The following is a 23,200-nucleotide window of genomic DNA, read 5'->3' on the forward strand; positions in this document are numbered from 1 at the left end:
CCGCCGGATGGGCGGCTCTGAAAGACACAAACGGATGCGCGGGCCTGAAGCGGCCCGCGTTTGTTTATTCGATCCGGTCCAGCACCCAGTCCAGCGCGGAGGTGAAGCCGTCAGGTGACAGCGCTCCGCGTGGTGCCGCGGCGGCGGCAAAGGCGAAGCCGTGTGTGTAATCCACCAGCAGGCACAGAAGGGTGCGGGCCTCTGAGCCGGATACGCCTGCGGCGGTGACTTCCGCCTCGATCAGCCGGGTCAGCCCGGTCAGGGCAGGACCGATCAGGGACGGGTTTTCCAGGATGCATTTCGCAAGTTCCGGGTGCCGGGTCACCTGGGTGCAATAGCGGGTCATCAGGTCACGCAGCCGCAATTTGGGCGTTGCCGCTTCTGACGGTGCATCCGCGCCTTCAAACGCAATGCCGACGAGGGATGCGATCATCTCGTCCCTGGTGCCGGCGTGATGGGCAACGGCCATTGGGGTGACGCCAAGCGCCGCTGCCAGTGCCTTGAACGTGAGGGCCTTGCTGTCACCTTCGTCAAGCAGCTCCAAGGCTTTCTGCAGCACATCATCCTTGCTGAGGGTGCGGCTGCCCTTGGGCGGGCGACCCATGCGCGGGGGCATTGGTCAGGCCACCTGGAACGTGGTCTGGACCATGCCGGTGGGCAGGATGCGGGAGCTTGCCACCTTGAGGTCGATGTCCCGGTCCAGGCTGCCGAACAGGGGGATGCCGCTGCCGATCAGGATCGGAACCGTTGTGATGGTCAGATCGGCGATCAGCCCCTGGCGCAGGAAGGACTGCACCATCCGGCCGCCGTCGACATAGGCGCGGGTCCAGCCTTGCTCTTGCAGCTCCTGCATAAGGTCTGCGGGTGCGGCGGTGCTGAGGCGCACCTTGTCCTTCAGCTCTTCGGGAATGTCCTGTTCACTCAGGCTGTTGCTGAGGACCACAACCGGTTTGGTGTAGGGCCATTGGCCGAACCCCAGCACGGTGCGGAATGAGCCCGTCCCCATGACCAGCCCGTCTACGCTGTCCATGAAGGCGGCAAAACCGCCATCGTCATCTTCGGCGTCGGGCTGTTTGAGCAGCCAGTCCAGCGAATGGTCCTGCCGGGCCACGAAGCCGTCGAGGCTGGTGGCGATGAAGACGTGGCCGGTGGTCATCGGATTCTCCTGCATATCATTTAACTATACGTCATATAGTTAAATGCAATTCGTGTTCCAAGGGGCCAGCGTAAGATTCGCTGCGTGCGAATCGATCTGCAGCGGCTGGCAGCGCCTAACCGCATGAAAGATAAGCGCTTGCCGCAAACGGGCTGGCGGATGCCGGTTTGAGATTCTGGACATCCCTGTCCCTGCAGGCATGGCAAACATGCATGTCTTTTTCCGGTTTTGGCGGGTCGGATTTGTCTCCGCCGGCGGCGCGGGATTCGGGCATTTTCCGCTTCAGCAAGGTGCCGCCCCTAGGGGTGGAGAATTGGGAAGCTGGTGAAATTCCGGCACTGCCCCCGCAACGGTGACCCCGGGCAAGGCATGGCAATAACCACTGAAGCAACGGCTTCGGGAAGGTGCCAGGCCCCGCCGCCGAATGGCCCCGGGACAGTCCGGAAACCAGCCTTGCCCCGAAAACGTCAACCGCGGGCGGCGGCGGGGCGGTTGCAGGCGCGTGGCCTGCAATCTCTCTATCCATGCCCGCAGCCAAGCCAACCTGCCGCGGGGATGCGGCAAAGGAGAGAAGCAGATGCTTCACGACAGCGAAATTCTGGCCAAACTGGTCGCCCGTCAGAAAAACTATTCCCTGGAGCAGGCGTTTTACACCGACCCGGGCGTGCTGGATCTGGACATGCGCCAGATCTTCTACCGCGAATGGCTGTTTGCCATTCCCGCCTGCGAGATCCCGAAGGCGGGCAACTTCGTGACCCATCAGGTCGGCGCCTACAACGTCATCATCGTGCGCGGCACCGATGGCGAGGTGCGTGCCTTCCACAACGCCTGCCGCCACCGCGGTTCTGTTGTGTGCAAGGCCAAGAAGGGCAACTCGCCCAAGCTGGTCTGCCCCTACCACCAGTGGACCTACGAGCTGGACGGCTCACTGCTGTGGGCGCGCGATATGGGGCCGGACTTCGATGCCTCCAAACACGGGCTGAAGCCGGTGCATTGCCGTGACCTGGCCGGCTTGATCTACATCTGCCTGGCGGATGAGGCGCCGGACTTCGACGCTTTTGCCGCAGTTGCGCGCCCCTATCTGGAGCCGCATGACCTGGGTAACGCTAAGGTCGCCTATGAAAGCTCGATCATCGAGAACGGCAACTGGAAGCTGGTCTGGGAGAACAACCGCGAGTGCTATCACTGCGGCGGCAACCACCCGTCACTGTGCCGGACCTTCCCGGAAGATCCGTCGGTGACCGGCGTCGAGGGCGGTGAGACCCCGCCGCATCTGCAAAAGCATTTCGACCGGATCGAAGCGGCGGGCGTGCCGGCGCAGTTCCAGATCGATGCGCGCGGCCAGTACCGGGTGGCGCGGATGCCACTGAACGAGGGCGCCGAGAGCTATACCATGGACGGCAAGGCGGCAGTGGCCAAGAAACTCGGCCGGGTGCCCTTTGCCGATGCCGGCACGCTCTTGAAGTTCCATTACCCGACCACCTGGAACCACTTCCTGCCAGATCATTCCATCGTGTTCCGGGTGACCCCGATTAGCCCGACCGAAACCGAAGTCACCACCAAGTGGCTGGTGCACAAGGACGCGGTGGAAGGTCAGGACTATGACCTGAAGCGGCTGACCGAGGTCTGGGTTGCCACCAACGACGAGGACCGCATCGTGGTAGAGGACAACCAGCGCGGCATCAACTCGCCCGCTTATGAGCCCGGTCCCTATTCGGAAGTGCAGGAGAGCGGCGTCATCCAGTTCTCCAACTGGTACGCCGACCATCTGACCCGCGCGCTGACCGGCCGCCACCTGATCGCGGCGGAGTAAGCGTATGGGACTGCAGGCAAACTTCGAGACGCTGGACGAAACCCTGGCGTGGAAGGACGACGAGATGCTGGAATGCGTCTCTGTCGTGCCGGAAGCGCCGAACACCGCCACCTTCAGCTTCCGCGCGCCTTCGGGCGCGTGGTTCAAATACCAGCCGGGCCAGTTCCTGACCCTGGAGCTGCCGGTGCCGGGGGAGACAGTCTGGCGGACCTATACGATCAGCTCCTCGCCGTCGCGGCCCTTGTCGATCTCAGTGACGGTGAAGGCGCAAGGAGACAGCATCGGCACCCGCTGGATGCTGGACAGCCTGAAACCGGGCATGTTCCTCAAGGCCTCCGGCCCGGCGGGCGTGTTCACCCTGCCCAAGCGCCCGAACGGCAAGTTCCTGTTCATCTCCGCAGGCTCCGGGATCACACCCAGCCTGTCGATGACCCAGTACCTGTTCGACCGCGGCCAATCGCCGGACGTCTGTTTCATCAACTGCGCCAAGCGCCCCAGCGAGATCATCGCCCGGCGCCAGCTTGAGGGCATGGCGGCGCGGGTGCCGGGCATCAAGCTGCACTTCGTTGTGGAGGAGGACGACCCCTATCAGGTCTGGACCGGCTACCGCGGGCAGCTCAATCAGATCATGCTGGGCCTGATCGCCGGTGACTACCTGGAGCGCGAGGTCTATTGCTGCGGGCCGGAGCCGTTCATGCAGGCGGTGCGCGACATGCTGAACGGCCTGGGCTTCGACATGGAGAACTACAACCAGGAAAGCTTTGGCGCGCCGGTGGAGACAGAGGCAGATGCGCCGGAGCTGGACGATGTTGTTCCGGCAGAAACCGCCGCCGCCGAGATCACTTTTGCAGCGTCGGGCGTCACCGCAACCTGCACCGAGACCGACACCGTGCTGGCAGTGGCCAAGGCGTCGGGCCTCAACATCCCGTCGGGATGCACCTTCGGCATTTGCGGCACCTGCAAGGTCAAGAAGACCGCAGGCGACGTGCATATGGTCCACAACGGCGGCATCTCGGAAGAGGACGTGGAGGCAGGGTATATCCTGGCCTGCTGCTCCAACCCGATTGGCCGGGTCGAAGTGGAAATCTGATCTGTCGGAGGGCCTCCCGCGGGCCCTCCGCTCCCTTCTGGTCCGGGCCTGCGGCGATAAAGGGATTGACGCCGCGCCCGTCCCTTGGTCAACACGGGGCCAAGCCTCATACCCCCGTTGCGACACAGGACCATCAGACCATGACTGCCAGCAAACGCATTGCCCTTTCCAGCGACCACGCCGCCATCGAGCTGCGCAAGGCCGTTGCCGCCCATATCGAAGCGCAGGGCTGGGAGGTCGAGGACATCGGCCCGCAAACCCCGGAAAGCACCCATTATCCCAAGCACGGCGCCGCCGCGGCACAGCTGGTGGCCTCTGGCGACTGCACTCTGGGCATTGTCCTGTGCGGCACCGGCCAGGGCATCATGATGGCGGCGAACAAGGTGAAGGGCATCCGCTGCGGTGTCTGCTCCGACACGTTTTCAGCCAAGATGATCCGTGCCCATAACAATGCCAACATGCTGTCGATCGGCGCCCGCGTGGTTGGTGAAGGGCTGGCGCTGGAAATCGTCGATGCCTTCCTGGGCACGGAATTCGAAGGCGGCCGCCACGGCACCCGCGTCGACATGATCAACGCGCTGGAAGACTGAGACCTGGCCCTCTCGCCCGGCAGCGCAGGGCCGCGTCCCGCTCAGTCTGCAAAAAGATAACTGGTCCCGGCAATTTGCCGGGACTGATCGCCGGACAGGTTCAGAAAGCCGCTGAGCTGGTCTGCGTTTTCCTCCACGCTGCTGCTTTCCCGTATCTCGTAGAGCTGGCCGAAGCCTGCATCGCGGATGCGGTCGTTTTCATGCAGGATGTCGTTGCGGATCGTTGGCAGCAGCCGTTCGAGCGTCAGCTGCGGCGTGCGTTCGCCTGCCAGTCCGACCCGGCGGGCATGGCCGATCAGGTAGTCGTCGCTGAAATCGCATTCGATGTGCAGAAAGCGGGTCGATGACCGGTCTGAATGGAAATCGTTCATCAGGTCGATGGCGCCGGGGTCCAGGCAGATGATCAGCTGATCGGATTCATAGTATTCGAACAGCATCCGCATCAGCGCCCGGCGGTGACGGGTGCGTTTCATCAGCGCCGCCTGAATGCCGCCGAGGTCGGGCAGCGGGGTGTCTTCCTCGTTGAACAGGTATTCGATTGCCGGGATGTTGGTGACCTGCCGGATCTGTTCCAGCAGCCGCTTGGCGACATGCCATTTCTTGCAGACCACGATCAGCAGCTCGCGTTCACGGCCCAGGGTGCTTTCGGTTTCCCAGAACCGGGGCGCAAAGCGGCGGCCGTCCCGCCCGCGCTGAGCCAGGAACTTGTAGAGGCTTCTGCCCTCGTTGGAGATCTGGAAGTCCACCCCCTGCGCCGCATAGAGTCGCCCGAGCCGCGACTTCAGCTCCTTGGCCTCGGGGCTGATTTTGCGGGCAAACAGAAAGTCCTGGCTGAGCAGCAGGTCATAGTGATCATTGTAGAAATTCACCGGCATCCCGTAGTCGGTGAACATCAGGAAGGTAAGGGTGCGGGTTTCGATCTCCGCTTCCGGGATCAAGTGGCGCACCAGGGTTTGAAAGAAGGTCTCGTCCGGAATCCATGTGGTGCGGAAAAAGCGCATCACGTCGCGGCGCTTGCGGATGAAACCCAGGATCCATTCGACAGTGCGGCGGCGCAGGCACCACCACTGGCTGCCGATCTGCACCTGGATGTCGGCGGGAATCTCCCGCTGCAGCCCCAGGCGTTTTTGCAGGCCGTGGCTCCAGTAAAACAGTTGCTTGTGCTTGCGCTCGTTGAAGAAGTGCCGGTAGATCAGCCGCTCCTCCTTCATGCCGGTCTTGATCCAGTCGCTTTCGAAAAAGTCGAAGCTCTCGATGAAATCCTTGTCGTGCGCATCCAGGAACTGGTGGGCGTATTCCGCCGTTTTCACCGCCATGCAATCGCCCGACAGCATGTAGAAATGGGTGGCGCGCGGAAACTCCTCCACGGCGCTGCGCAGCGCATGCAGCGTCGCCTCGACCAGCGACCACTCGCCCCAGCCGCATTTGATGCGCCTCTTGGCAAAGGTGACGTTGGGGTTGTCGGCCAGTTCTGACCGGATCAGCTGGTAATCCTCCGGCGCTGCCCGCCCGTCAAAGTGGATCGCCATGCAGTCGCCGGCCGCCGTCAGCCGCTCAGCCTGCTGGATGATCGCCTCGGGGTCTTTATGGCAGAGCAGAATATATGCGATTTTTGCCATTGGGGGGACGGACTGCCTTGTTCTGCCTGATTGTTTACCTTGATAAGCGCGCTGTACGCACGAATAAACCAGATAGTTCCCGTTTCGGTAAACATATGCGATTACTGCTGGGAACAGGCAAAGACGGACAAGAGGGCAGCAAATGGGGTTTCCCGGCACCTGGATGACGGAAAGTGAGAGTGTGGTCTACCGGGTGGTGCCGAAATGCGCCTGCTCGACCATCGGTCAGATTCTGTATTATTCGGACCATGGCCGGTTCTTTGACGGTGACATTCACGACGCCAAGGACGGTCTGCACAAATGGGCGCTGGAGCACAGCCAGGGGCCGATCACGCGAAATGTGCAGGGGCAGAGGTCCTATGCTTTCACCTGTGTGCGCAACCCCTATACCCGGATCCTGTCATCGTTCTTCGACAAGATCTGCGGCATCCAGCGCAACGGCAAGCGCTACCGCGGCAACCTGGTGCCCAAGCTGGCCTATGAATACGGGATCGAGGTCGGTGGCGACGACGGCAAGCAGGAGTTCGACCAGATCGCCAGCTTCCGCCGGTTTCTGCTGTTTGCGCGCGACACCATCCGCTGGCGCCGCCCGATGGACCCGGACATCCACTGGTCGGCGATGTCGGGGCATGTGTCGACTTTCATCCTGAACGGCGGGCGCTACAACCAGATCTTCTGGACCGAGGCGTTCAATGACGGGATGCAGGGGGTGCTGGACGCGATCGAGACGCCGCATCCCGTGGACCTGAACGCAATCCCGCGTTTCAACGAAAGCGAGGGCCACGGCCCCAAGCGCGCGCATCCGGTCGAGGATTACTTCGATGACCTGTCGATGCATCTTGTCTACGAGATCTACAAACGCGATTTCGAGCTGTTCAAATACGATTTCGAAAACCCGGCCAACAAGATGCCGGTGGGCGAGATCGACCTGGACGAGGTGCACGCCAAGCTGGGGGAGTGACCGTGGCGCGGGCGTTTGAGGGTTAATATCCGGTTTCCAACCATACCAAATGGATGGAGCTCAGGGACTTGGTCCTGACGCTGGACCCCGGTGACAGGCCTGATTTCCGGTCTCGTTGTATAGTCAGCGGATACGTAAGCGGTTGGGATTGCGAATGGCACTATCATTTTCCCGAACGCAGTTTTTCTGAGTTGGAATGGGTGGAATTGCGTGGCAGCTGCCTGGCTGATGCCGAATTTCAAAAACGGCTTGCGCAGATTGGATTGGCTGGGAAAGCCGAAGGAAATGCAGTGCTCATTTTTGGCTTTGTGACATGCGGCGAGACAGCAGAGAAACTGTCCTTCGCCTAGATTTCTTGAGTGCCGAAGCGAGGGGCTCCCGCGCCATGCCGCCGCATCATAGATGCAGCAGCACAAGACTTGGGCCGGGCGCCGCTGGCGCGGCGCGGTTGCGTTCAAAGCGCGGTGGTCCCGCTTCTTTCTGGTTCAAAATACCCCCCGCCGGAGGCGCGCCGTGCGCCCGCACGGCGCAACGCCCAACGCCGCTCGGTGCACTGGCGTGAGCCAGAGGGCCGCAGCGGGGGCGGGAGAGATTGGCGGATGCAGAAAATTTTCTGAGAAGCGGTTCAGGGACAGGACTGCCCTGAACGCGCTTTCCCCATGGTAAAGCACCTGAAACCGCCTCAAGGGCAAGCGGCTGCGCCGCCGCGCGTTCGCGCGGCCCTTGACCCGGCTTCAGGCGCGGGAGCCAAAACAAAACCCGCCGCGTAGAGGCGGCGGGTTCTGTGTGCTCCAAGTCTGAGCGGTATCAGTCCTCGTCGGGCAGCGCACGCACCGCGCCTTTGGCGGCGGAGGTTGCCAGCAGCGCGTATGCCTTCAGCGCCTTGGAGACCTTGCGCTTGCGCGGTTCGGCGGGTTTCCAGCCCTTGGTGTCCTGTTCCTCGCGGCGCGCGGCCAGGTCCTCGTCGGAGACAGCCAGATGGATCGAGCGGTTGGGGATGTCGATCTCGATCCTGTCGCCCTGGCGCACCAGGCCGATGGTGCCGCCCTCGGCTGCCTCGGGCGAGACATGGCCAATCGACAGGCCGGAGGTGCCGCCGGAGAAGCGGCCGTCAGTCAGAAGCGCGCAGGCTTTGCCCAGGCCCTTCGACTTGAGGTAGGAGGTCGGGTAAAGCATTTCCTGCATCCCCGGGCCGCCGCGCGGGCCCTCGTAGCGGATCACCACCACGTCGCCTTCCTTGACCTTGCCGGTCAGGATGTCGTTCACCGCCGCGTCCTGGCTTTCGCAGACATAGGCCGAACCGGTGAACTTGAGGATGTGTTCATCCACGCCCGCGGTCTTCACGATGCAGCCGTCCAGAGCGATGTTGCCGAAGAGCACCGCAAGGCCGCCGTCCTGGCTGAAGGCGTGCTCCTTGGCGCGGATCACGCCGTTTTCACGGTCGGTGTCCAGTTCCTTGTAGCGGTTGGCCTGGGAAAAGGCCTGGGTGGTGCGGACGCCGCCAGGGGCGGCCTTGAACAGCTCCTCGGCCTCCGGGTTGTTGGCGACCTTGATGTCCCATTTGGCAATCGCCTCGCCCATGGATGAGGAATGCACGGTGTGGCAATCGTTGTGCAGAAGGCCTGCGCGGCTCAGCTCGCCCAGGATCGAGAAGATGCCGCCGGCGCGGTGCACGTCCTCCATGTGGACGTTGTGGATGTTCGGCGCGACCTTGCACAGGCAGGGCACTTTGCGGCTCAACTGGTCCATGTGTGACATGTTGAAATCCACCTTGCCTTCGTTGGCGATGGCCAGGAGGTGCAGCACAGTGTTGGTGGAGCCGCCCATGGCGATATCCAGGCTCATTGCGTTCTCAAACGCCTCAAACGTGGCAATTTCGCGCGGCAGCAGGCCTTTTTCCTCGTCCTGGTAGTGACGCTTAGTGATCTCGACGATCTTGCGCCCGGCGTCCAGGAACAGACCCTTGCGGTCGGCGTGGGTGGCCAGCGTGGAGCCATTGCCCGGCAGCGCCAGGCCCAGCGCCTCGGCCAGGCAGTTCATCGAGTTGGCGGTGAACATGCCCGAGCACGACCCGCAGGTCGGGCAGGCGTTTTCCTCGATGTGCTTCACCTGGTCGTCGGTGAACTTGTCATCCGCCGCCGCCACCATGGCATCCACCAGGTCGATCTTTTTCATGTCCAGATCGGCGATGTCGATCTTGCCCGCTTCCATCGGGCCGCCGGAGACGAAGATCGCCGGGATGTTGAGGCGCATGGCGGCCATCAGCATGCCGGGCGTGATCTTGTCGCAGTTGGAGATGCAAACCATGGCATCCGCGCAGTGTGCGTTGACCATGTATTCGACGCTGTCGGCAATCACTTCGCGCGAGGGCAGCGAGTAGAGCATGCCGTCATGGCCCATAGCGATGCCATCATCCACCGCGATGGTGTTGAACTCCTTGGCGACGCCGCCGGCCGCCTCGACCTCGCGGGCGACCATCTGGCCCAGGTCCTTGAGGTGGACGTGGCCGGGCACGAACTGGGTGAAGGAGTTGACAATGGCGATGATCGGCTTGCCGAAATCATCGTCCTTCATGCCGGTCGCGCGCCACAGTCCGCGCGCGCCCGCCATGTTGCGGCCATGGGTGGAGGTTCTGGATCGGTACTTTGGCATCAGGCTGGTTCCCTTAGTCTTTGCCCTCAGGGACACGATTTGCGCAATAAAGGCAACCGGCCGGGGGGCTGTTCGGTAATTTTGGCGCAGATTGCGCCGGATTTCAGTGGCGAAATGTCTCTGGGGCTGTTTCTCAGGCGCGGGTAGGGGCCGGTTCAGGGCTTTTCAGCCAGTGATTCACCAGAAGGCCCAGCACCAGCGCCCAGAACGGCGCGCCGATTCCAAAGAAACTGATGCCGGAGACCGTGGTCATGAAGGTGATGAGCGCGGCCTCGCGCCCTTGCGGCTGAGCCAGCGCGGCAGACAGGCTGTTGCCGATGGTGGCCAGCAGCGCCAGGCCTGCGACGGTGGCAACCAGCGCCTTGGGGGCGATCAGAAAGAGGCTGATCACAGTGGCGCCGCCCAGTCCCACCAGGATGTAGACAACGCCCGTCATTACGCCTGCCAGATAGCGGGTTTCGGGGTTCTCGTCCGCTTCCGGGCCGGCGCAGATGGCGGCGGTGATGGCGGCGAGGTTGAAGGCAAAGCCGCCGAAGGGGGCGAGGATCAGCGAGGCCAGGCCGGTGATGGTCAGGCTGGCGGAAACAGGTGTGTCGTAGCCGCAAGCCTTCAGCGCCACCACGCCAGGCATGTTCTGCGAGGACATGGTGACGATGTAGAGCGGCAGGCCGATACCGATCAGCACCGGAAGTGAGAAGGCGGGTATGACAAATTCGGGGCGGGCGAGCGTAAGGTCCAGCGCCTCCAGGCTGCCGAAGGCACCGGTGCTCGCGCACCATGCCACGCCTGCGGCCAGCACCGCGGGGATACAGTAGCGGGGGAACAGCTTGCGCCCGGCCAGGAAGGTGAGGCCCATCACGGCCACCAATGCAGTGTCGGTCTGCAGCGAGGTGAAGGCGGACAACCCGAACTGGAACAGGATGCCCGCCAGCATAGCGCTGGCCAGGCTGTCCGGGATCAGCCGGGAGAGGGCGGCGAACCAGCCGGTGATGCCGGTGAGAGTCAGCAGGAGCGCGCAAAGGAGGAAAGCGCCGACCGCCTCTGCCAGCGGCACGCCGTTGAGGCTGACCGCCAGCAGCGCCGCGCCGGGTGTCGACCAGGCCGTCAGGATCGGCATCCGGTACATCAGCGACAGAATCAGGCAGGTAATCCCCATGCCAAGCCCCAGCACCAGCATCCAGCTATTGGCCTGAGCCTGAGTGGCGCCGACGGCCTCAATCGCCTGAAAAATGATAGCGACCGAGCCTGTGTAGCCGACCAGCACAGCAACCGCGCCGGAGACGATGTGCGACAGCTTCAGATCTTTGAGCATGCGGCTTTTCCTTGGCGGCCGGGCAGGGTAGGGTGGCGTGCGTTATAGCGCACAATACAGTCCGTGCGTTATAACGCACAAGACTTTTTTGACGGGCAGAGACAATGAGCGATGACGGCATCACCCTGAACCTGCGTGAAATCCGTGCGGCAGCGGGGCTAAGCCTCAGCAAGGCGGCGGAGGCCACAGGTGTCAGCAAGGCGATGCTGGGACAGATCGAGCGCGGCGAATCAAGCCCGACAATTGCCACCCTTTGGAAGATCGCCAAGGGGTTCCACCTGCCGCTGACCGCCCTTTTGGGAGAGGCCGCACGGCCAGTGAGCGCCGCCACCGGGGTTTATGAAACGGTGCAGTTTCCCGGCAGCATCGGGGTGAAAATCGTCTTTCCGTTTGATCCGGTGCTGGGGGCGGAGACCTTTCAGGTGACGCTGCAGCCGGGGCAGAGCCACCAGTCGCAGCCCCATGACACCGGTGTGACCGAGGAGGTTTATGTGCTGCACGGCTCCATGGAGGTGCTGCGGGATGGCGAATGGGTGGCGCTGGAGCCGGGGCAGGGGCTGCGCTTTGCCGCCGACCAGCCGCATGGCTACCGCAGCCTTGAGACCGGCGCGGCGTTTCTCAACATGCATCACTACCGGCAGGCGGTTCTGACGCAGCGGGATTGATCTGCTTCACTTGTGTATTTTTTCGGGGCTGCCTACCACTTGCGCAAGTGATTGAGTTTTCAGGATTTGGAGCCGGGAATGGACACGCTGCGCGGAAGCCTTCTGATGGTGCTGGCCATGGCCGCCTTTGCGCTGGAGGACATGTTCATCAAATCCGCGGCTCTTGCGCTGCCGGTGGGGCAGATCCTGATCCTGTTCGGGCTGGGCGGCATGGCGGTCTTTGCCGCGATGGCGCGTGCGCAGGGTCACGCCCCCTGGCACCCGGGCTTTGGCACGCGCCCAATGCTGTGGCGCTCCATGGCGGAAGTTGTCGGGCGGCTGTGCTTCACCCTGGCAATTGCGCTGACGCCTTTGTCCTCGGCCTCGGCCATTTTGCAGGCGACACCGCTGGTGGTGGCTGCAGGGGCGGTTGTGTTCTTTGGCGAGACCGTCGGCTGGCGGCGCTGGCTGGCGATCGGGCTGGGGTTTGCCGGGGTGCTCATGATCCTGCGGCCGGGGCTGAGCGGTTTCGAACCGGCCTCGCTGTTTGCGGTGGCAGGCACGCTGGGGTTCGCGGGCCGCGATCTGGCCACCCGCGCGGCGCCCAAGGATATGAGCAACAACCAACTGGGGTTCCTGGGCTTTGCCATGCTGGTGGTTGCCGGGATCATTGCGCTGGGCTGGACTGGCGGTGCGGTCTGGCCGGCCCCGCGCAACTGGCTGGACATTGGTGCGGCGACGGTGATCGGGGTGATCGCCTATAATGCCTTGTCCGGTGCGATGCGGGCGGGGGAAATTTCGGTCATTGCACCGTTCCGCTACACAAGGCTGGTCTTTGCCATGGTGCTGGGGGTGCTGGTGTTCGGCGAGCGCCCCGACACGCTGACCCTCATTGGCAGCGCGGTGATCGTCGTCAGTGGTGTTTTCACGCTGCTGCGCAGCCGCAAAGCGTAACCGTATCTTGCGCCCGCCGCGGTGCGGCCTTACATCTGCCGCCCATGGCCAAGAAGAAGCAGACATCAGACCCGAACTACAAGGTGATCGCCGAGAACCGGCGGGCACGCTTCGATTATGCAATCGAGGACGATATCGAATGCGGCATCGTGCTGGAGGGGTCCGAGGTCAAGGCGCTGCGCGGCAACGGCACCAATATCGCGGACAGCTATGCTGCGGTGGAAGAGGGCGAGTTGTGGCTGGTGAACTCCTACATTCCGCCATACGCGCAGGCCAAGGTGTTCAAGCATGAGGAACGCCGACGCCGCAAGCTGCTGGTGTCGCGCAAGGAACTGTCGGATCTGTGGAACCTGACCCAGCGCAAGGGCATGACTCTGGTGCCGTTGGTGATCTATTTCAACCACAAGGGCCGCGCCAAGATCAAGCTGGGCATCGCCAAGGGCAAAAAACTGCACGACAAGCGCGAAACCCAGGCCAAACGGGATTGGGGCCGCCAGAAACAGCGCCTGCTGAAGGACGCGCGGTAGGCATCAGTTCTATCAGTCTTGCTGATTTGCGCCGGTAACGTATCTGGCAATCTGCTTCCGCCCCAGCAGGCGCCTGTGCGGCCCGCCTTCCGGGCCGGCGTAGAGGATCTTGAGGTTTTCGGTTCTGAGCAGCGGCAGGAGAGTTTCCTGAGGCAAGCCGATGGCCCGCAGGATAGACAGGTTTTTCAGGCCTTCGAGCGGTTGCAGATCCCGGACGGCTGTGCCGGATATTCCAAGTTCCTTCAGACCTGGCATCTGCCGGACAGGCGCCAGACTGATCACCGCAGTGCCAATTGCTGAAAGCTCACGGAGGCTTGGCCCTGCAAGCGGCTTAAGACTGCTGACAGCGGTGCCGTCCAATACCACAGTTTGAAGCGCGGAAAGGTTTGATAGGGGCGCGAGGTCTTGGACACGCGTGTGTGCCAGGTCCAGTTCCGCCAGCCTGCCTGCGCTTGCCAAGGGCGACAGGTCGGCAACGCCGCTGCCTGTCAGGACCACGGTATGAAGGGCGGGTTTATTCTGCAGCCCTTCCAGGCTTTGCAGGCGGCTTCCGTCTGCGCGCAGCATTTCCAGACTGCTGGAGGCCGCCAGCGGTGCCAGGCTTTGGACCGGGCAACCAGAGATCCAGACCACGCGCAGGTTCGCCGCGGCCAGCGGTGCCAAATCGGAGATGCCGGTGTTGAAGGCCAGCAGATTTTCCAGAGTGGCCATTCCCGCCAGCGGTTCCAGGTCCGTGACGCCTGAATCGGCAATATTGAGGCTTTGCAGACGGTTGTAACCGCGCAAAAAGGAGAGATCTGTCAGCTCCCTGATGCCCCAGACGGAAAGATGCTCAAGCCGGGTCAATTGCGCCAGCGGAGTGAAATCGCGGGTCCGGACAGAATCAAGGCTCAGCCGCCGCAGTTCCGGCAGCCGCGTCAAAGGCTCCAGGCCGGAAACGCCCAGCCCCACTAGCGCCAGTTTCTCCAGATTGGGAAGCTGAGCCAGCGGTGACAGGTCTACGGGGTCTTCAAATCCTGGTTCTGCTATCAGCGACAGGCTGGTCAATTGCTGAAACTGTACCAGTTCCTGCAAGTCCGACTGCCTTGCGCCAAGCCTGATGCTCGCCTCTAAGTTATTGTCTTTTATGCATGTACTTCCAAAGGCCGCACAGCTGGCCTGCGCAGGAAACGGCAGGGACAGCCAGGCGGCCAGAAGGATGAATGCAAAAAAGCTGCGCAAACCGGGCATGTGATTACCTTTTCCGACACCTGCCGCAATAATGCAGGCAAGATGTTTCTGCTCCGTAAAACACACGCATAAGGCCCGTAAAGGCTTGTGAGGGGGACAGGACAGCTTGCACCGCCCTGCCACGGGATGTACCCATGGCGCTAAATGCAGAAAGGGAGACGCTTTGATGCAGGACGATCCGAAGACGCTGGTTTCCACGGACTGGCTTGCCGCCCATCTGAAGGACCCGGATCTGCGGGTTTTGGACGCGTCCTGGTATCTGCCGCAGCAGGGGCGGGACGCCAAGGCGGAGTATGACGCCGCCCATATCCCCGGCGCGCGGTTCTTTGATATTGACGAGATTTCCGACAACCGCTCCGACCTGCCGCATATGGTGCCGCCGGTGGAAAAATTCATGTCCAAGCTGCGCGCCATGGGCGTTGGCGACGGCCATCAGGTGGTGGTGTATGACGGTGCCGGCCTGTTCTCGGCGGCCCGTGTTTGGTGGCTGTTCCGCTTGATGGGGCAGACCAATGTTGCGGTGCTGGATGGCGGCTTTCCGAAATGGCAGGCCGAGGGCCATCCGGTGGAGGACCTGCCGCCGGTGATCCGCGACCGCCATATGACTGTGCGGGTGCAGAACCATATGGTGCGCGATGTGACTCAGGTCTCTGCCGCCGCCAAGCTGGGCGATCATGAAATCATCGACGCCCGCTCCGCCGAGCGCTATCGCGGCGATGCGCCGGAGCCGCGCGAGGGCTTGCGTGCCGGACACATTCCCGGCTCGCGCAATGTGCCCTTTGGCCAGGTGCTGAAGGCCGATGGCACCATGAAAGACGCCGATGGCATCCGCGCTGCCTTTGAGGCCGCTGGCGTCGACCTGAACAAACCTGCGATTACTTCCTGCGGATCGGGCGTTACCGCTGCCATCCTCAGCCTCGCCCTGGAGCGCATCGGCAAGACCGATCATTCGCTTTATGACGGGTCCTGGGTGGAATGGGGTGCCTTCCCGACCCTTCCCGTTGCTACCGGAGAGAACTGAGCAATGTTCGAAACCCTGAAACCCCAGCCCGCCGACAAGATCCTGGCGCTGATGCAGATGTACCGCGACGACCCGCGCGCGGACAAGATCGACCTTGGCGTCGGCGTCTACAAGAACGCCGAGGGCGTCACCCCGGTGATGCGCGCGATCAAGGCGGCGGAGCACAAGCTGTGGGAAGAGCAGACCAGCAAGTCCTATGTCGGTCTGGCCGGCGATCCGGCTTACTCGGATGCGATGATCAAGCTGATCCTGGGCGATGCGGTTGCGCGTGAGAACATCGCGGCAGCGGCCACGCCCGGCGGCACCGGCGCGGTGCGCCAGGCGTTTGAGCTGATCAAGATGGCCAACCCCAAGGCGCGCGTCTTTGTGTCGGATCCGACCTGGCCGAACCACGTGTCGATCCTGAACTATGTCGGCATCGAAACCGTCGTTTACCGCTATTTCGACCGCGACACCCGCGGTGTGAACTTCGACGGCATGATGGAGGACCTGAAAGGCGCGCAGAAGGGCGACGTGGTGCTGCTGCACGGCTGCTGTCACAACCCGACCGGCGCCAACTTCAACGAGGTGCAGTGGAAAGAGGTCATTGCGCTGCTGAACGAGCGCGGCCTGATCCCGATGATCGACATTGCTTATCAGGGCTTTGGCGACGGCCTGGAAGAAGACGCGCTGGGCGTGCGCCTTGTGGCCTCCAGCTGCCCCGAGACGCTGATTGCCGCCAGCTGCTCCAAGAACTTCGGCATCTACCGCGAGCGCACCGGCCTGCTGATGGCTGTCTCCAACGACGCGGGCGCACAAGCGCTGAACCAGGGCACCCTGGCGTTTTTGAACCGGCAGAACTACTCCTTCCCGCCGGATCACGGCGCGCGTCTGGTGACCATGATCCTCAACGACGATGCTCTGCGCGCCGACTGGGCGGCCGAGCTGGAAGAGGTGCGTCTTGGCATGCTGGGCCTGCGCCAGAGCCTCGCGGATGAACTGCAGCGCCTGACCGGCTCCGACCGGTTCAGCTTCATCGCCCAGCACCGCGGCATGTTCTCGCTCTTGGGAACCACGCCGGAGCTGGTCGAGAAAATGCGGGTCGACAACGGCATCTACATGGTTGGCGACAGCCGCCTGAATATCGCGGGCCTTAACGCGCAGACCGTGCCGGTGCTGGCCAAGGCGATTGTTGACGCCGGCGTCTGAGCCTGAGCCACTTTGAAATTTTAGAAACGCGCCCTTGTGCGGGGCGCGTTTTTTTTGAGGGTTGGCGCCTAAGACTTTTCAGAAAAACTTTGCGCGCAGGGGCAGTGATTGACGGCTTTGCGAAGGCGGGACGACGCTTGACGTCAGGTCATTTGCAATTGGGCGACGGAAGCACCAAGGCTTCGCGTTTGTGCTTGCGGAAGTCATACGCAACACAGCCTAGGAGACCGAAATGACCCTCGCAAAATCCGCCCTCGCCGTGATCCTGTCCGCGGCCGTTGCCCTGCCGCTGGCCGCCCCGGCTTTTGCTGCAAACGGCGAAGTTATCGACCGGGTGGAAAACCGTGCCGACCGCCGCGAGAACCGCCGGGATGAAGCCGTCGACACGGGTGTCTGGGACGTGGTGGAGGATCATCTTGACCGCGCCGAAGACCGCCGCGACTACCGCGACCAGAAGGCGCCCAAAGTGATTGTTGTCCCGCAGGGCTGACCCCGTTCCGCCCCGCGCCAGCGGCGCCCGGCCCAAAAGCGAAGGGTCATTTCTTGATGATCCTGCAACTGGCGGGAGCCCTCCGCGGAAACACAAACGCGGCGCCTGAAACAGGCGCCGCGTAATTTTGTCAGCAGGGCTGGACTTAGCTCGGCGAGAACTCCGGGTACGCCTCCATGCCTAGCTCCGCCATGTCGAGCCCGTTGACCTCATCCTCTTCCTCCACCCGGATGCCAGTGGTGGCACGCAGGATGATCCAAACCACGGCAGAGGCTGCAACGGTGAACACACCCACCACGGCGATGCCGGTCAGCTGAGTCAGCAGGCTGGCTTCGGGGTTCGACAGCACCACGGCCACAGTGCCCCAGATGCCGCAGAGCAGGTGCACCGGGATGGCGCCAACCACGTCGTCGATCTGCAGCTTGTCCAGGAACGGCACGGCGAAGACTACGATCACACCGCCGATGGCACCGATCAGGGTGGCCAGGCCCAAGCCCGGGGTCAGCGGCTCGGCAGTGATAGCCACCAGGCCGGCCAGCGCGCCGTTCAGGATCATGGTCAGGTCCGGTTTCTTGAACAGGAGCTGCGTCAGGATCAGAGCTGCCACCGCGCCGCCAGCCGCGGCAGCATTGGTGTTGGAGAAGATGCGGCTGATGTCAGCCACGTCGCCGATCGAGCCCATCGCCAGCTGCGAGCCGCCGTTGAAGCCGAACCAGCCCATCCACAGGATGAAGGTGCCGAGGGTTGCCAGCGCCAGGTTGGAGCCGGGCATCGGAATGGTCTTGCCGTCCTTATACTTGCCGATGCGGGGCCCGAGGATCAGCGCGCCGGTCAGTGCGGCCCAGCCGCCCACGGAGTGCACCACGGTGGAGCCGGCGAAGTCCAGGAAGCCCATCTCCTCGAGGAAGCCGCCGCCCCATTTCCAGCTGGCCTGGAATGGGTAGATCACGGCAGTCAGGATGATGGTGAAGATCAGGAAGGGCCACAGCTTAATGCGTTCCGCCAGGGTGCCCGACACGATCGAGGCGGTGGCGGCGCAGAACATCAGCTGAAAGAAGAAGTCCGAGCCGGTGGCGGCATAGGAATAATCATCCGCGCCTTCCGCGGTGATCCCAACCGCCTCCAGCACGCCGGGGCCAAAGACGCCGGACAGGACGCCGTCGACGGCCCAGTTGCCCAGCGGATACATCAGGTTGTAGCCGATCAGCCAGTAGAACACGGCAGCCAATGAGAACAGCGCCATGTTCTTGGTCAGCTGCATAGTAACGTTTTTGGAGCGTACCAGGCCCGCCTCGAGCATGGCAAAACCCGCTGCCATCCAGAACACCAGGCAGCCGCCGATCAGGAATAGCAGCGAGTTCAGGATGAACACGGTGTCGGTTGCGGGGTTCACGCCCGGGGCCGGGCCGTCCTGGGCCAGCGCCAGGCCCGGCAGCGCGCTCAGCGCCAGAGCCGCAAGGGGGAGTTTCAGGGTCTTCATAAGTCTTTCCTCCATGCCGGGCGCGCTTACAGCGCCTCGAGATTGGTTTCGCCGGTGCGCACCCGCAGGGCCTGTTCCACATCCAAAACAAAAATCTTGCCGTCGCCGATCTTGCCGGTGCGGGCGGTCTCGGAAAGTGCGCTGACGGCCTGTTCGGCCTGATCGGCAGGCACAACCAATTCCAGCTTCAACTTGGGCACGAAATTCACTTCGTACTCGGCGCCGCGGTAAATCTCGGTGTGGCCCGCCTGGGCGCCGAAGCCCTTGATTTCGGTGACCATCAGCCCGCTCACGCCAAGACCGGTCAGCGCCTCGCGGACCTCGTCCAGCTTGAAGGGCTTGATGGCGGCAACGATCATTTTCATCTCTGCATCCCTTTGTTTCGCGCTGCCCCGGCCCCATGCCGATGCATTGTGCACCTGCAGCAAAGCCGCCGCCCCGAGTCGTGCAAAGCCAAGGGCAGCAAGTTTCCGCGCGTCTTTCTGCGAGCGCACAATAATTTTGCGCCTTTTGACCGCTTCGCTTAAAAACCGGCCATCTGGAAAAGGGGAAAGGTCCGGATTCTGCCCCCTCTACAATCCGGCGCCGGCAGGGTATTGTCGCCGGACAACGGGCAAACCGGGCAGGAACAGACGATGGCACAAGGATCCGGGCGCAAGCCTCTGGTGGCAGAGAAACGCTATTCCGCGGGCGGCAAGGGCAAACCACCCGCTAAGAAGCCTGCGCGCAGGAAGCCGGCGCCCAAGGCCAAAAAGCCTGGACTGCTGGCACGGCTGTTTGGCCGCAAGAAGTCCCGCGCCAGGCCGGTACGCAAGAAACGCGGCCTCATCGGCTGGCTGCTGGCGCCGTTTGCCTTTGCGTTCCGGCTGGCTTGGGGGTTCACCTGGCGGGTTGGCATGGTGGTCTGCGGGCTGGTCGGCCTGGCGGTGGCGTTCCAGTATGCAAAACTGCCGGAGGTTTCTGCCTACCTGGACGGGCGCGCCCGTGGCTCCGTCACCATTCTGGACCGCGAGGGTGAGGTCTTTGCCTGGCGCGGCGATCAGTTCGGCGGCGTGGTGACCGCGGACACGGTGTCGCCGCATCTGAAAAACGCCATCGTTGCGACAGAAGACAAGCGGTTTTACCGCCACTTTGGCCTGTCGCCGCGCGGCATAGCCAGCGCCGTGCGCATCAACCTGAGCGAAGGGCGCGGGCCGCTGTCGGGCCATGGCGGCTCCACCATCACCCAGCAGGCGGCGAAACTCCTGTGCTTGGGCAAGGTCTATGATCCCACCGAATGGAAGAGTGAAAGCGCCTATGAGGCCGACTGCCGCAAGGGATCGCTCTGGCGCAAAGGGACCGAGGCGATCTTTGCCCTGGCGATGGAGGCCAAGTACACCAAGGACGAGATCCTTTCGATCTACATGAACCGCGCCTATATGGGCGGCGGCGCCTATGGCGCAGAGGCCGCGGCGCAGCGCTATTTTGGTAAATCCGCAAACCAGCTGAACCCGGCGGAGGGCGCGATGCTGGCGGGGTTGCTGACCGCGCCGTCGACGCTGGCCCCCACAAACAACCTGCAGCGCTCGCAGGACCGGGCAGCTACCGTGCTGCGGCTGATGCAGGAGCAGGGCTACCTGACCACGGCGGAGATGCAAAAGTACCAGAACAGCCCGGCAGAGCTGAGCGAGGCTGCGGCAGCGCGGGCCGGCGGCTATTTCGCCGATTGGGTGATGGACAGCATCCCGGACTTCCTGGGCGACCAGACCACAGAGGATGTGGTGATCCGCTCCACCATGGACCAGCGCTTGCAGCGCGCGGCTGAGGAAGCACTGAAATACATCTTCGAAAACAAGGTGCGTCAGGGCTCCAAGGCGCAGGCCGCCATTGTGGTGATGAGCGCAGATGGCGCCGTGCGCGCCATGGTCGGCGGCCGCAAGACCAAGGTCTCGGGCGTTTTCAACCGGGCGACCCAGGCCAAGCGGCAGACCGGTTCTGCGTTCAAACCCTTTGTCTATGCCACCGCGCTGGAGCTGGGTTATTCGCCCTATGACCGGGTGCTGGATGCAAAATACTGCCTGAACATTCCAGGATCCGGCCAGTGGTGCCCGGATAACTACACCCGCAAGTTCTATGGTGAAGTGACATTGGCGCGGGCGCTGCGCGACTCGCTGAACGTGCCGGCGGTGAAAGTGTCCGAGGCCGTGGGCCGCGACAAGGTGAGCCTTGTGGCCAAGGACTTTGGCATCGACAGCGATCTGGCCGCGGGCCCTGCGCTGGCGCTGGGGGCGTCGGAAAGCACTCTGCTGGAAATGACCGGCGCTTATGCGGGTATCCTCAACGGCGGCTCCTCAGTGACACCTTATGGTGTAACGGAGCTGAAGCTGGTGGAGGACAATGAGGCGCTGATGGGGGCCAGCGGCGGCATGGGCGAGCGGGTGATCCGCCCGGAGGCCGCGCAGCAGCTGGTCTGGATGATGGAAAAGGTGATTGCCGGCGGCACCGGCCAGCGGGCGCAGATCCCGGGCTGGCAGGCGGCGGGCAAATCCGGCACCACATCAGCCGCCAAGGATGCCTGGTTTATCGGCTTCACGGCTGACTACGTGGCCGGCGTCTGGATGGGATATGACGACAATACGCCCCTGTCCGGTGTGACCGGCGGCGGTCTGCCCGCCGAGATCTGGCGCGAGACCATGGTGCGGGTTCATGAGGGGCTGGAACCGAAGCCACTGCCGATGCTGGAACCGGCACCGATCGCACCGCCGCCGCAGCCAACCCGCCGCGAGCGCCGCCGTCAGGGGCCAAAACTGGGCCAGGAACTGGGCCGCGCGGTGGACAACATCCTGCGGGATATTCTGGGCAACTGAAAATACGGATAGGCGGTGCTCCCGCCCGTCTCTGGCCTCCATGCGGAGGCATCGCCAGTTGGGCCCGGCGCCGCACCTTGAAGGTGCGGCGCGCGCCTGTCCCACAGGGCCTGGGGCGCCACGCCCAACGGGCGCACGGCATCCAGGATGCTGCGGCGACGGGCGGGAGGCTTCTGCCCCGCAAGCGGGTGGCCTGAAGCAGGCAAAGAAAAAGGCTCCCCGCAGGGAGCCTTGCTCGTGTCCGTCAGGAAAAACCGGATCAGCTCAGCCGGTTCAGCTCGGCAATCAGCGCGTCGATGTCACCTTTCTTGCTGTCCAGGATCGCGCCGATTTCGGTGCGCTCGGTCAGCAGCAGGTTCACGCCTTCGATGAACATGTTGAAAAACAGGTCGCGGCCGGAGCGGTCCGACACCAGGAAGGTCACTTCAAACGGCGACTGGCCCTTGAGGTAGGCAATAGTGCTCACCTCATACCATTTCTTGACTTTCTTGACGCCCTTCACCTCCAGCTTGCCGCCGATGAACTCGCGGAAGCGTTTGCCGTACTTGCGCGAGATGTAGCCCTGAAACGCCTTGGAGAAGGCCTTCTTCTGGCTGGCCGAGGCGCGGCGCCCATCCACCCCGAGCGCATAGGCCGCGATATACGAGGTGTCGCTGTAGCGCTGGAAGATCCGCTCGAACTCGCGGAACATGGCGCTTTCACCCTTGCCAGAGTCGATCACACGGTTGATGTCGGCAACCAGGCTGTTGATCAGCTTGCTGGCGCTGTTTTCGGTCAGCGCCCAAAGGGTTTGCGGAGCTGCAACCAAAGCAGCGGCGCCGGCGCACAGGCCAGTCACGAAATTGCGGCGGTCCATATTCAAAATCCTTCAGTGTTCAGTTCGAACGGGTCGATTTCCTGGATCTCTTCGCCATCCCCCAGCTCGAACCGGCGGTTCTGCAGGTAGATCAGCCGCGACTGCGCATAGCTGTCGGCGCTCTCGTAGAGAATCGAGTCGATCGTGTCGGAATAGTTGCCACGATCACCCATGCGGCGCACGATCTCGGCGTAGATGGTGATGTTGTCGGCAGTATTCTGCTCGGCATATCCCAGCGGGTTGGTGAAGAAGTCGACGGCAACCCCCACCGCGTCACGGCTGGTGGAAGGGCCGAGCAGCGGCAGTTCGACATAGGCGCCTTCGCCGACGCCCCATTTATGCAATGTCTCGCCGAAGTCGGTATCGACCTGCGGCACTTTGAACTCAGTTGCGGGGTCTGCGAGGCCCGCAAATCCCACGGTCGAGTTGATCACGAAGCGCGAAAACGCATTGCCGGCCGTCTTCAGGTCGCCCTGCAGCAGTGCATTGACCATCTGGCCGGGCATCGACAGGTTCTCAGCAAAATAGGAGAAACTGGTCACCATCGGCGCCGGCACAATCGCCACGTAGCCTTTGGAGGCGGGGCGGAAGGCCAGCCGGTCAACGCCGCGGTTGAAGGCGTGAATGGTGCGGTTGGTCCGCTCATAGGGGTCGAATACCTCACCGGAGGCGCGCGCAACCGGGTCCTGGGTGGCGCAGCCAGCGGCAAAAGCGGCCAAAATCAGCGCAGGTACAAATTTAAGCGGTCGCAACATCAAGGGCATTCGGATA

21 protein-coding genes, 1 pseudogene and 1 riboswitch are annotated in these 23,200 nt (G+C 62.9%); of the genes and pseudogenes, 12 read left to right on the forward strand and 10 right to left on the reverse strand.

Going from position 1 to position 23,200, the window contains the following annotated elements:
* Positions 1-64 precede the first annotated feature (64 nt).
* Positions 65-616, reverse strand: coding sequence for a TetR/AcrR family transcriptional regulator (locus RA24_RS10945; protein ID WP_039191505.1), 552 nt, complete (start codon positions 614-616; stop codon positions 65-67).
* A gap of 3 nt (positions 617-619) precedes the next feature.
* Complete coding sequence (locus RA24_RS10950) at positions 620-1,171, reverse strand: dihydrofolate reductase family protein (protein ID WP_241477425.1); 552 nt, start codon at positions 1,169-1,171, stop codon at positions 620-622.
* Positions 1,172-1,427: 256 nt separating this feature from the next.
* Positions 1,428-1,626: riboswitch (cobalamin riboswitch) on the forward strand.
* A 107-nt stretch (positions 1,627-1,733) separates the two neighbouring features.
* Here RA24_RS10950 and RA24_RS10955 point away from each other — a divergent pair.
* From RA24_RS10955 to rpiB, 3 genes are all read left to right on the forward strand, one after another.
* The gene (locus RA24_RS10955) at positions 1,734-2,969 is read left to right on the forward strand and encodes an aromatic ring-hydroxylating oxygenase subunit alpha (RefSeq protein ID WP_039191508.1); all 1,236 of its coding nucleotides are present in this window, start codon (positions 1,734-1,736) and stop codon (positions 2,967-2,969) included.
* Positions 2,970-2,973: 4 nt separating this feature from the next.
* Complete coding sequence (locus RA24_RS10960) at positions 2,974-4,059, forward strand: hybrid-cluster NAD(P)-dependent oxidoreductase (protein ID WP_039149637.1); 1,086 nt, start codon at positions 2,974-2,976, stop codon at positions 4,057-4,059.
* Positions 4,060-4,199: 140 nt separating this feature from the next.
* On the forward strand, positions 4,200-4,649 hold the full coding sequence (rpiB, locus tag RA24_RS10965) for a ribose 5-phosphate isomerase B (RefSeq protein WP_019297322.1): 450 nt from the start codon (positions 4,200-4,202) through the stop codon (positions 4,647-4,649).
* Between the two features lie 41 nt (positions 4,650-4,690).
* Here rpiB and RA24_RS10970 read toward each other — a convergent pair whose 3' ends face one another.
* A complete protein-coding gene (locus tag RA24_RS10970; protein WP_039149634.1) occupies positions 4,691-6,268 on the reverse strand; it encodes a DUF5928 domain-containing protein in 1,578 nt (525 codons plus the stop codon).
* A 142-nt stretch (positions 6,269-6,410) separates the two neighbouring features.
* Between RA24_RS10970 and RA24_RS10975 the strand changes: the two genes are divergently transcribed.
* Positions 6,411-7,229, forward strand: a complete 819-nt coding sequence (locus RA24_RS10975; protein WP_039191511.1) for a sulfotransferase family protein — start codon at positions 6,411-6,413, stop codon at positions 7,227-7,229.
* A 41-nt stretch (positions 7,230-7,270) separates the two neighbouring features.
* Positions 7,271-7,579 (forward strand): annotated as a pseudogene (locus RA24_RS22255) (DUF6678 family protein); the annotation flags it as partial.
* 457 nt (positions 7,580-8,036) lie between these two features.
* On the opposite strand, the gene ilvD reads toward RA24_RS22255, so the two are convergent.
* Positions 8,037-9,881, reverse strand: a complete 1,845-nt coding sequence (gene ilvD / locus RA24_RS10980) for a dihydroxy-acid dehydratase (RefSeq protein ID WP_039191514.1) — start codon at positions 9,879-9,881, stop codon at positions 8,037-8,039.
* A 133-nt stretch (positions 9,882-10,014) separates the two neighbouring features.
* A complete protein-coding gene (locus RA24_RS10985) occupies positions 10,015-11,193 on the reverse strand; it encodes a benzoate/H(+) symporter BenE family transporter (RefSeq protein WP_039191516.1) in 1,179 nt (392 codons plus the stop codon).
* Between the two features lie 104 nt (positions 11,194-11,297).
* Here RA24_RS10985 and RA24_RS10990 point away from each other — a divergent pair, with 104 nt between their 5' ends.
* The 3 genes from RA24_RS10990 (at position 11,298) to smpB (ending at position 13,318) form a co-directional block, all read left to right on the forward strand.
* Complete coding sequence (locus RA24_RS10990) at positions 11,298-11,858, forward strand: helix-turn-helix domain-containing protein (RefSeq protein WP_039173680.1); 561 nt, start codon at positions 11,298-11,300, stop codon at positions 11,856-11,858.
* Positions 11,859-11,936: 78 nt separating this feature from the next.
* Positions 11,937-12,791: a DMT family transporter gene (locus RA24_RS10995; protein ID WP_039191518.1), complete on the forward strand. Its 855-nt coding sequence runs from the start codon at positions 11,937-11,939 to the stop codon at positions 12,789-12,791.
* 44 nt (positions 12,792-12,835) lie between these two features.
* Complete coding sequence (smpB, locus tag RA24_RS11000; protein WP_019297314.1) at positions 12,836-13,318, forward strand: SsrA-binding protein SmpB; 483 nt, start codon at positions 12,836-12,838, stop codon at positions 13,316-13,318.
* Between the two features lie 12 nt (positions 13,319-13,330).
* Here smpB and RA24_RS11005 read toward each other — a convergent pair whose 3' ends face one another.
* Positions 13,331-14,548, reverse strand: coding sequence for a leucine-rich repeat domain-containing protein (locus RA24_RS11005; RefSeq protein WP_039191520.1), 1,218 nt, complete (start codon positions 14,546-14,548; stop codon positions 13,331-13,333).
* A 166-nt stretch (positions 14,549-14,714) separates the two neighbouring features.
* Here RA24_RS11005 and sseA point away from each other — a divergent pair, with 166 nt between their 5' ends.
* The 3 genes from sseA to RA24_RS11020 all read left to right on the forward strand — a co-directional run bounded on the left by sseA (position 14,715) and on the right by RA24_RS11020 (position 17,247).
* On the forward strand, positions 14,715-15,569 hold the full coding sequence (gene sseA, locus RA24_RS11010; RefSeq protein ID WP_039149617.1) for a 3-mercaptopyruvate sulfurtransferase: 855 nt from the start codon (positions 14,715-14,717) through the stop codon (positions 15,567-15,569).
* A gap of 3 nt (positions 15,570-15,572) precedes the next feature.
* Positions 15,573-16,757, forward strand: coding sequence for an amino acid aminotransferase (locus tag RA24_RS11015; protein ID WP_039191523.1), 1,185 nt, complete (start codon positions 15,573-15,575; stop codon positions 16,755-16,757).
* Positions 16,758-16,989: 232 nt separating this feature from the next.
* The gene (locus tag RA24_RS11020; RefSeq protein WP_019297310.1) at positions 16,990-17,247 is read left to right on the forward strand and encodes a hypothetical protein; all 258 of its coding nucleotides are present in this window, start codon (positions 16,990-16,992) and stop codon (positions 17,245-17,247) included.
* A gap of 145 nt (positions 17,248-17,392) precedes the next feature.
* On the opposite strand, the gene RA24_RS11025 is transcribed toward RA24_RS11020, so the two are convergent.
* The gene (locus tag RA24_RS11025) at positions 17,393-18,727 is read right to left on the reverse strand and encodes an ammonium transporter (protein ID WP_019297309.1); all 1,335 of its coding nucleotides are present in this window, start codon (positions 18,725-18,727) and stop codon (positions 17,393-17,395) included.
* 26 nt (positions 18,728-18,753) lie between these two features.
* Entirely contained in the window at positions 18,754-19,092 is a 339-nt protein-coding gene (locus RA24_RS11030; RefSeq protein ID WP_039191788.1) for a P-II family nitrogen regulator, read from the reverse strand.
* Positions 19,093-19,362: 270 nt separating this feature from the next.
* On the opposite strand from RA24_RS11030, the gene RA24_RS11035 reads away from it, so the two are divergent.
* Positions 19,363-21,573 (forward strand): transglycosylase domain-containing protein, encoded by a 2,211-nt coding sequence (locus RA24_RS11035; protein ID WP_039191526.1) that lies wholly within the window; start codon positions 19,363-19,365, stop codon positions 21,571-21,573.
* A 259-nt stretch (positions 21,574-21,832) separates the two neighbouring features.
* On the opposite strand, the gene RA24_RS11040 is transcribed toward RA24_RS11035, so the two are convergent.
* Both RA24_RS11040 and RA24_RS11045 read right to left on the reverse strand, forming a co-directional pair.
* Positions 21,833-22,429, reverse strand: coding sequence for an MlaC/ttg2D family ABC transporter substrate-binding protein (locus RA24_RS11040; RefSeq protein ID WP_039191528.1), 597 nt, complete (start codon positions 22,427-22,429; stop codon positions 21,833-21,835).
* 2 nt (positions 22,430-22,431) lie between these two features.
* A complete protein-coding gene (locus RA24_RS11045) occupies positions 22,432-23,184 on the reverse strand; it encodes an MlaA family lipoprotein (RefSeq protein WP_019297305.1) in 753 nt (250 codons plus the stop codon).
* Positions 23,185-23,200: the final 16 nt, after the last annotated feature.

Origin of the sequence: Leisingera sp. ANG-M6 (genome assembly GCF_000813905.1) — a bacterium.
In the GTDB taxonomy this organism is placed as follows: Bacteria; Pseudomonadota; Alphaproteobacteria; order Rhodobacterales; family Rhodobacteraceae; genus Leisingera.

Bases quoted from the DNA above. Each gene is read 5' to 3' on its own strand.
- RA24_RS10945 (WP_039191505.1), bottom strand. From the start codon at position 616: ATGCCCCCGCGCATGGGTCGCCCGCCCAAGGGCAGCCGCACCCTCAGC.
- RA24_RS10950 (WP_241477425.1), bottom strand. From the start codon at position 1,171: ATGCAGGAGAATCCGATGACCACCGGCCACGTCTTCATCGCCACCAGC.
- RA24_RS10955 (WP_039191508.1), top strand. From the start codon at position 1,734: ATGCTTCACGACAGCGAAATTCTGGCCAAACTGGTCGCCCGTCAGAAA.
- RA24_RS10960 (WP_039149637.1), top strand. From the start codon at position 2,974: ATGGGACTGCAGGCAAACTTCGAGACGCTGGACGAAACCCTGGCGTGG.
- rpiB (WP_019297322.1), top strand. From the start codon at position 4,200: ATGACTGCCAGCAAACGCATTGCCCTTTCCAGCGACCACGCCGCCATC.
- RA24_RS10970 (WP_039149634.1), bottom strand. From the start codon at position 6,268: ATGGCAAAAATCGCATATATTCTGCTCTGCCATAAAGACCCCGAGGCG.
- RA24_RS10975 (WP_039191511.1), top strand. From the start codon at position 6,411: ATGGGGTTTCCCGGCACCTGGATGACGGAAAGTGAGAGTGTGGTCTAC.
- ilvD (WP_039191514.1), bottom strand. From the start codon at position 9,881: ATGCCAAAGTACCGATCCAGAACCTCCACCCATGGCCGCAACATGGCG.
- RA24_RS10985 (WP_039191516.1), bottom strand. From the start codon at position 11,193: ATGCTCAAAGATCTGAAGCTGTCGCACATCGTCTCCGGCGCGGTTGCT.
- RA24_RS10990 (WP_039173680.1), top strand. From the start codon at position 11,298: ATGAGCGATGACGGCATCACCCTGAACCTGCGTGAAATCCGTGCGGCA.
- RA24_RS10995 (WP_039191518.1), top strand. From the start codon at position 11,937: ATGGACACGCTGCGCGGAAGCCTTCTGATGGTGCTGGCCATGGCCGCC.
- smpB (WP_019297314.1), top strand. From the start codon at position 12,836: ATGGCCAAGAAGAAGCAGACATCAGACCCGAACTACAAGGTGATCGCC.
- RA24_RS11005 (WP_039191520.1), bottom strand. From the start codon at position 14,548: ATGCCCGGTTTGCGCAGCTTTTTTGCATTCATCCTTCTGGCCGCCTGG.
- sseA (WP_039149617.1), top strand. From the start codon at position 14,715: ATGCAGGACGATCCGAAGACGCTGGTTTCCACGGACTGGCTTGCCGCC.
- RA24_RS11015 (WP_039191523.1), top strand. From the start codon at position 15,573: ATGTTCGAAACCCTGAAACCCCAGCCCGCCGACAAGATCCTGGCGCTG.
- RA24_RS11020 (WP_019297310.1), top strand. From the start codon at position 16,990: ATGACCCTCGCAAAATCCGCCCTCGCCGTGATCCTGTCCGCGGCCGTT.
- RA24_RS11025 (WP_019297309.1), bottom strand. From the start codon at position 18,727: ATGAAGACCCTGAAACTCCCCCTTGCGGCTCTGGCGCTGAGCGCGCTG.
- RA24_RS11030 (WP_039191788.1), bottom strand. From the start codon at position 19,092: ATGAAAATGATCGTTGCCGCCATCAAGCCCTTCAAGCTGGACGAGGTC.
- RA24_RS11035 (WP_039191526.1), top strand. From the start codon at position 19,363: ATGGCACAAGGATCCGGGCGCAAGCCTCTGGTGGCAGAGAAACGCTAT.
- RA24_RS11040 (WP_039191528.1), bottom strand. From the start codon at position 22,429: ATGGACCGCCGCAATTTCGTGACTGGCCTGTGCGCCGGCGCCGCTGCT.
- RA24_RS11045 (WP_019297305.1), bottom strand. From the start codon at position 23,184: ATGTTGCGACCGCTTAAATTTGTACCTGCGCTGATTTTGGCCGCTTTT.